The sequence below is a fragment of the Tunicatimonas sp. genome (genome assembly GCF_049647865.1).
Lineage (GTDB): Bacteria > Bacteroidota > Bacteroidia > Cytophagales > Cyclobacteriaceae > Tunicatimonas.
Map to the genome: position 1 here is coordinate 1 of NZ_JBARYM010000157.1, position 1,629 is coordinate 1,629.

Consider the following 1,629-nt stretch of genomic DNA (forward strand, 5'->3'; position numbering starts at 1 on the left):
AAGAAACGCTTTTTGAGATACGCCGACTATCAAAGCAAAACAGTAGAAGACATCTTCAGTCCACAACAACGTGAAGGGGCTATCAAACATGATGCTTACGTTCTGGAAAGTAGTGTGTTTTACAACCATGGAGGACATTTTAGCAGAAAATCACTACCCACCGAAGTTCAGTTATCACCTGTTCAAACTATTAAGGTTCAAGATATGAATAACGATGGGCAACTAGATTTGCTATTGGGAGGCAACTTTCGGGGAGCTAAGCCTGAGGTAGGTCAATACAACGCTAGTTACGGAGCACTATTAGTTAATCAGGGCGAGAATTGGAAGGTGGTAAGCGCATCGGAAAGTGGGCTAAGTGTAGAGGGTGAAGTTAGACATTGGGCATTGTTGCCGCGAACAGAAGATACGCTTTGGGTAGCGGTCAAGAACAATGGGCCACTGGGCATTTTTAAAAAGGAAAGTCAGAACACCCTGTTAAATAAATAAAATAATACTCATGAAGAAGTATCTATTAGTAGTAGTCCTATTGGTACTTATAGTAAGCAGTTGTTCCAAAAAAGATAAATACGAACAGTGGGTTGATCACGAGCTAGCTTCCGGTGTACGACAAGATAGCTTGTTTTTAGGAATTGGGTTTGGTATGACATCTAAAAAATTTTTCGCTCACTGCTGGGAGTTAAACAAACAGGGTGTAATTCGCCAAGGTCTAGGAAAAGCCTCGGTAGAGTATCGTCTGGACGACGAGCTAAAATACCCGGCCACCATGAATTTCTATCCAAATTTTAACGAAAATACTATCTACGAAATGCCGGTAAGGTTTAAGTATGAAGCTTGGGCTCCCTGGAACAAACCGCTTCAGGCTGATAGCCTACAATTGGACGTACTTAGCCTGATGCAAGATTGGTACGGAGAGCAATTTATGGATGTAACGCATCCTATTCACGGAACAGCTTACATAAGAGTAGACGGCAACCGCCAGATTAGCATCTTTAAAAAAGATGAAGCAGAAGTGATGGTTATGTTTACGGACTTAACTGTTGAAAAGGATGATGAAGAAGCGGATGAATGATTCTAATGATAAAAAGTATGCAAAGTGCATAATAAGCTTACTTTACTGATAGTGCTTAGTATGACATTCTTATCAGAATGTACCCATAAAGAACCGTACTATGCAGCACCTGCAGAATTGAACGTCTATGTACAAAAGTTTATAAAGGAAGGTAGAAAACGAGGCTTTAATCTGAACCTAGAACAGGAAGCGATAGTGCTTGAATTTGGCAATTTACCAGGTAATAATGGCGGAAAATGTGTTAGCGACGATTATCCGAAAAGAATTATGATAGACCGAGGTCGGTGGAAACTCATCAATCAGTCCCAGCAAGAAGCACTAATATACCACGAACTGGGCCACTGTATTTTAGGAAGAAAGCATAAGAACGAGAAGCTACCAAACGGTGAATGTGCTAGCCTGATGGATGGTACTGAAGGTGGATTCAGTTGCTCTAACAATTTTACTGCTGCGGGTTGGCGAGACTATTACTTGGACGAATTGTTTTATGAAGAAACGCAGCTGCCCCCTTGGTACCAGGTTGAAAATAACTATCTAACTAATGATATAACGAAAGAATA

The 1,629-nt window shown here is 40.9% G+C and carries 1 protein-coding gene and 2 pseudogenes; all 3 read left to right on the plus strand.

Features of this window, described 5'->3' with window-relative positions:
- A pseudogene (locus WBA23_RS04875) lies at positions 1–486 on the plus strand (hypothetical protein); the annotation flags it as partial.
- Between the two features lie 10 nt (positions 487–496).
- The gene (locus WBA23_RS04880; protein WP_424581128.1) at positions 497–1,069 is read left to right on the plus strand and encodes a hypothetical protein; all 573 of its coding nucleotides are present in this window, start codon (positions 497–499) and stop codon (positions 1,067–1,069) included.
- A gap of 117 nt (positions 1,070–1,186) precedes the next feature.
- Positions 1,187–1,629, plus strand: a pseudogene (locus WBA23_RS04885) (hypothetical protein); the annotation flags it as partial.